This window comes from Frankia sp. CeCAU1 (assembly GCF_977971845.1).
This window is the reverse complement of sequence record NZ_CDWWXA010000208.1, coordinates 1-5718: the sequence shown is the minus strand read 5'-3', so window position 1 is coordinate 5718 and position 5718 is coordinate 1. Positions and strand designations below refer to the sequence as shown.

Below are 5718 nucleotides of genomic sequence, written 5' to 3'. Positions count from 1 at the left end.
CTCCCCCTCCCGGCCCTGACCCGGCCGGCCCCCACGACCCCACCAACCGTGACGATCGGCCCGGCTCTCGGGCGGCGCGGATGCGGATGCCGCTCGCCCGTGCGGTCGTCGAAGCGGTCGCCGTCGAGAACGGCGTGTGCGTCCGGCCGATGGCGATGCGGCGCACGAACCTCGACACCGGCGAAACCGAGATCATCCCCGTACCCTGCGGCGCCACCCTGGCCAGCAAGTGCCCGACCTGCGCGGAGAAGGCCCGGCGGCTGCGGATGGCGCAGTGCAGGGCAGGGTGGCACCTCGACGACGAACCGCTTCCCGACCCGGACCCGCCGTCCGATGACGCGAAGGTCCTTGCCGGCTTCCGCGCGGATCTCGAAGTCGCCCGGCAGGACGCGGAACGGGACAGTGACCCGGCCGGCGTCGCCGAGATCGACGCGCTGATCGGCCAGGTGGACGAGGAACTCAACGCCCTGGGCGTGCGCGGCAAGACTGCCCCGGACAACCGGGACCGGCCCCGCCGTGCCCGCTCGACCCGCCGGTGGCAGGACGCTGCCGACCTGCCGCGGTTGCCCGTGGAGAAGCGCACGATCGGCCGGACGTATGAGGCGGCGGACGGCACGACCTGGCGGCCGTCGATGTTCCTCACGCTGACCTGCGACACCTACGGGCGGGTGAACTCCGACGGAGCTCCGGTGGACCCAGCGTCGTATGACTACCGGCGGGCGGCCCGCGACGCGATCCACTTTCCGAAGCTGATCGACCGCTTCTGGCAGAACCTCCGCCGTGCGGTCGGCTGGGACGTGCAGTACTTCGCCGCGCTCGAACCGCAACGGCGGCTCGCCCCGCACCTGCACGCGGCCCTCCGCGGAACCGTGCCACGGGCCCTGCTGCGGCAGGTGGCGGCGGCCACGTATCACCAGGTCTGGTGGCCACCGTCTGGCCAGCCCGTCTACCTGGACACGGCACTCCCGACCTGGGCAAGCGAAACGGGCGGATACGTCGATCCGGCTTCCGGCCGGCCGCTGCCCACCTGGGATGAGGCGCTCGACGCCATCGGAGACGAGGACGAACCGTCCCATGTGGTGCGCTTCGGCCCGCAACTGCAAGCGGACGGCTTCACCTCGAACTCGGCGCACACCGGCCGGATGATCGGCTACCTCTGCAAGTACCTGACCAAAAGCCTCGACGCCTGCCACACGGCCACCACCGACCGGCAACGGCGCCACGTCGACCGGCTCGCCGAAGCCCTGCGCTACGAACCCTGCTCACCCACCTGCGCGAACTGGCTCCGCTACGGCGTCCAGCCGAAGAACGCGAAACCGGGCCTCGTCCCGGGACGCTGCCGCGGCAAGGCACACCGACGGGAGACCCTCGGCTTCGGCGGCCGGCGGGTCCTGGTGAGCCGCAAGTGGTCCGGCAAGTCGCTGACCGACCACAAGCATGATCGCGTCGCGTTCATCCGGGAGCAGCTCGAAGCGCTCGGCCACACCGCCACCGGCCCGGCCGCGGCAACCGACACCGACCCGGCTCGCACCGCCTGGACGATGCTCCGGCCCGGCGACCCGGCCGCACCTCGCCGCGAACACCTGCTGTTGCAGGCCGTCGCGCAACGCCACGCCTGGCGCGCACAGCTCGACGCGGCCCGACGCGCCGCACCCGACGAACTTCCGGCAATCGGCCTCGGCCCACCGGGCAGGGCACAAGCCGCCTGATCACCCGTCCTGACCCGTGGGAGAGAACCGTGACCAAGCTTCTCCTGACTCCGGCGGAAGCCGCCGAACTCCTCGGTGTCGGCCGGACCACGATCTACGAACTCATGAACAGCGGCGACATCCCGTCCGTGCGGATCGGACGCGCGCGCCGCATCCCGGCCGCTGACCTGGTCGCCTTCGTCGACCGGCTGCGCGGCGTCGTCGAAGAGGGAAAAGCGGCATGACGCGGGCGCGGTGCCGAGCACCACCCATCCCGACCGATCCGGCTCGCAAGCAAGGCGGTCCCGGCGAGTGCGCCAACACCCGACCGGGACCTGAGACCCCACCCCTGCCTCAGACAGGAACGAAGCCCTGATGAACATCTTCTCTTCCGGCAACTTCGGCGCGTGGCGCACCCCCGGCGGAGACTCCCCGCTCGTCGCGACCCGCACCACCGACAGCGGCGACCACACCCTGACGATCCGGCCCGGCGCGGACGTCGGCGACCTCGCCGTGATCCTGGGTGACCTGCCCGCGGACGCCGTGTTCGCCGAGCACTTCGGAGACGTCGACCTCGTCCTGATCTTCCGCCAGGACCCCGGGCTTTCGGCAGTCGTCCCGGCCAACGCCAACCCCTCGACGGGACCGGCGGCGGCGAGCGTTCCCCGCCCATAGCGGCTGCTCTGCCTGCTCTACCCCTCCATTTTTCTTCCGTCCTCTGGTGGCGCCTGAAGCTGTCGGGGTGTCGGACGGGTCCAGGGTCGGCCGTAGGCCGATCGCGTCAGCGACGCGAAGCGCCCTGGACGCGGCCGGCGCCCCGGCAGACCATTCCTGCGCCAGAGAACGGAAAGCCACCGGCACCGGGCAACGCCACCCGCGGCCCGCGCGCCTCTCCCCGTTCTTTCGGCAAGGAGCCCCTTTCATCATGAACACCGACCACGACGGGCACCCGACGATGAGCCTTCAACAGGCTCTCCGGGAACACCTCGACCGTGCCCGCGCCGGACAGGGTCGGCTCTACCCCCAGCCGGACGGTGAGTCCAAGTTCGCCTGCGACATGGGCGACAGCCGCTACGGCTGCCCGTGGTGCGACACCATCGAATGGCCCGACGGCAACCCGCTGGACGCTGCCTGATGGCCGCGCGCAAGGGCCGGCGCGGCGCCGGTGAGGGCGCGATCTACAAGGACGCTTCCGGCCGCTGGCGAGCGACCGTGGACCTCGGCTGGAAGGACGGGAAGCGACAGCGGAAGTACCTGTCCGGCAAGACCCGCACGGAGGTCGCGGAGAAGCTGCGGGCACTGCGCCGAGAGCAGGAAGACGGCGTCGCCGTGGTCACCGGGGTGAAGCCGCTGACGCTGGACGAGTGGCTCACGTTCTGGCTGGACACGATCGCGGCGAGGAAGGTCCGCCCGTCCACCCTGGCGACCTACCGCGGGTACGTGCGGAACCGGATCGTCCCGGCGCTCGGCGCGGTCCGGCTCGACCGGCTCGCCCCGGAGCACCTCGAAGCGTTCTACCACCGGTGCGAGAAAGAAGGGCTCGCCGCGGCCACGGTGCTCCAGATGCATCGGATCATCTCCCGTGCGCTGAAGGTCGCGCACCGGCGGGGACGGATCGTCCGGAACGTGGCAACGCTGGTCGATCCGCCTTCCGTCGACCGGGACGAGATCCGTCCGCTCACGGCGTCGGACGCGCGGGCCATCCTCGACACGGCGAAGGGCCAGCGCAACGCGGCCCGCTGGTCCGTCGCGCTGGCGCTCGGGCTCCGGCAGGGTGAGGCGCTGGGCCTGCCCTGGGACGCGGTCGACCTGGACGCGGTCCCGGCCACGCTCACGGTGCGCCAAGCCCTGCAACGGCGGGCCTGGGCGCACGGCTGTGCCGACCCGAAGAACTGCACCACTGCCCGTCGGTGCCCCCGTCGTACCGGCGGGGGCCTGGTGATCGTCCGTCCGAAGAGCCGGGCCGGTCGGCGGACGATCGTGATCCCGCCGAACCTGGCGGCCAGCCTGCGGGCCCACCGGGCCGCACAGCGCGCCGAACAGCAGGCGGCCGGCGGCGAGTGGGCCAACGAACACGATCTCGTGTTCGTCCAGCCGAACGGGCGGCCGCTCGACCCCCGGGCTGACCACCGGGCCTGGCAGGACCTGCTGTCACAGGCCGGTGTCCGCGCGGCCCGGCTCCACGACGCCCGGCACACGATGGCGAGTCTGCTGCTCGCGCAGAAGGTTCACCCGCGGGTGGTCATGGAGATCATGGGGCACTCGCAGATCAGCCTGACCCTCGGTACGTACAGCCACGTGGCGCCGGAGCTGTCGACGGACGCGGCGGATCGGATGGGCTCCGCCCTATGGGGAGAAACAACCCCGGCCACGGACGGTGAAGAAGGCCAAAACCAGGAGAACGAGAAAGGCTGACATGGCGCGCGCCCGTGGCCGCCCACTGGCTGCCCACATGGCTGCCAGAAAGAAACGGCGGCCCCGTCCAAATGGACGAAACCGCTGGTAGATACGGGTGCGCCGCCAGGGACTTGAACCCCGAACCCGCGGATTAAGAGTAGCGGGCGGTTTGTCCGCCGACGTCCGCGAGGGTCCGCCGCGTCGGCCCGACCTGGGCGGCGTGTCCGCCCGCATCCACATCGGTCCGCCAGCGTCCGTCGGCTCGGGTACAGCGGTGGGTACATTGCTTCGCCGCGGACGAAGTGATGCGAGAGGTGACCACTTGCTTGTAAGGCGCAGGCTGTCCCCTGCTGCGTAGGCCTTGGCCCAGCTCGGACGGTCCACCGATGTCCGCCACCGCCCGTCGATGTCCGGGCGCGTGGCTACAGCGGTTGCTACACCTCGGCGTCTGGCGGCACGCTTGACCTCTGTCTTGCAAAGTCGGTCCGGTTCGTCCGCTGATGTCCCTGGTCGTCCGCACAGTCGACCAGACCCCGGGCGCCGATGTCGCCGTCGGCCACTGCTGTCCGTGGACGTCCGCCGGCTTGGTACACGTTTGGCTACATTGCGGACGCCGGACCGGGTGCCGGCCGGGGCTCTGTCCGCCCGGCACCCGGCCGATGTCAGCGATCTTTCGTCGATCTGACCAACTGATCGACAGCGGCGGCGACCGCACATCCCACCGCCAGAGCCGCGCCCACTTCCTGATCAATCAAAGTGAGGGCAGTGCACAGCACAAGCACGATCAACATCAGGATCCAGCGCGGGAGGCCACCACCTCCGGAGCCCGCGGGTGTACTACCAACAAGATCTTTCGTACTGTCTTGAGTCAAGGGTGTTCCTCTCCGTCTACCCGGGATGATCATCCGAGGACGGCTTCCGTGTTCCCGCACGGGAGCCGTTCGCTTTTTCGACTACTCGCCGTCCCCGCTCCGAACGTTACGTCCTCGCTCTGGACGCTAGAGGACAGGTACGGCAACCACCAAAAAGTTATCCACAGGCAATTGTGGACAACCTGTGCAAAAGATCAACTCTTCTGGGGACGAGTTGTTGATAAACGAACTACACAGGTGCACTTCCACGTACGAGGTCTAGCCGGAAATGGCTAGACTCCCTGGTCACAGGGTTGGCCGCAGAGCTAGAGGTGCGGACGAAGAAAAATCCGCCTGACTTGCAAAGAGACCACAGAAGGTCTCGCCGCTGGCAGGCTGCGCGGGTCGGGCTGCCGGGGAGCGGAGCGACCTGGTTCAGTCTCCCGGCTGGGCGCTGGCGTGCCCCCTACTCGCTTTTCCTGCCACCCGGCGTGCGCGGCGCAACCGCCATGGTCGGGCTCGTCGTGCCATGGCTGCCCTCCCCCGACGCTGCCGGCCGGCGGCGTTCCTCGAAGATCCAAGGAATCGTCTGCGCGGTGTGGGCTGGCGACGCACCGGCGAGCACGGCCGTCCACGGCCGCGCGCAGCCGTCGCGCGGCGCGGCCCACACCGCGAGCTTGATACCAGAATGAGTAATTCGGCAGGCTCCGGCGGTCATGTCGCGCTCTCAGCTTGGCTGTCCGGCTGTGGCGAGGTTGAAGAGGGCGGTGGTGCGGGCGTCT

General features: G+C 69.9%; 5 protein-coding genes. All 5 read left to right on the top strand.

Annotation, left to right across the window (positions count from 1 at the left end):
• Nucleotides 1-1709 (top strand): replication initiator (locus AC08OO_RS22225; protein WP_476619022.1); only part of this gene is annotated, 1709 nt, incomplete at its 5' end.
• A 29-nt stretch (nucleotides 1710-1738) separates the two neighbouring features.
• Complete coding sequence (locus tag AC08OO_RS22220; RefSeq protein WP_011435482.1) at nucleotides 1739-1933, top strand: helix-turn-helix domain-containing protein; 195 nt, start codon at nucleotides 1739-1741, stop codon at nucleotides 1931-1933.
• Between the two features lie 130 nt (nucleotides 1934-2063).
• Nucleotides 2064-2363: a hypothetical protein gene (locus tag AC08OO_RS22215; protein WP_011435483.1), complete on the top strand. Its 300-nt coding sequence runs from the start codon at nucleotides 2064-2066 to the stop codon at nucleotides 2361-2363.
• A 250-nt stretch (nucleotides 2364-2613) separates the two neighbouring features.
• Nucleotides 2614-2823 carry a hypothetical protein gene (locus AC08OO_RS22210; protein WP_023841838.1) on the top strand — a complete coding sequence of 70 codons (210 nt, stop codon included), beginning with the start codon at nucleotides 2614-2616 and terminating at the stop codon, nucleotides 2821-2823.
• Nucleotides 2823-4103, top strand: a complete 1281-nt coding sequence (locus tag AC08OO_RS22205) for a tyrosine-type recombinase/integrase (protein WP_023841839.1) — start codon at nucleotides 2823-2825, stop codon at nucleotides 4101-4103. The genes AC08OO_RS22210 and AC08OO_RS22205 overlap by 1 nt, the downstream gene beginning before the upstream one ends.
• The last annotated feature ends 1615 nt before the right edge of the window (nucleotides 4104-5718 follow it).

What these genes read in the sequence shown, in the direction of transcription:
- AC08OO_RS22205 (WP_023841839.1), top strand. Translation starts at nt 2,823, where the DNA reads ATGGCCGCGCGCAAGGGCCGGCGCGGCGCCGGTGAGGGCGCGATCTAC.
- AC08OO_RS22215 (WP_011435483.1), top strand. Translation starts at nt 2,064, where the DNA reads ATGAACATCTTCTCTTCCGGCAACTTCGGCGCGTGGCGCACCCCCGGC.
- AC08OO_RS22210 (WP_023841838.1), top strand. Translation starts at nt 2,614, where the DNA reads ATGAACACCGACCACGACGGGCACCCGACGATGAGCCTTCAACAGGCT.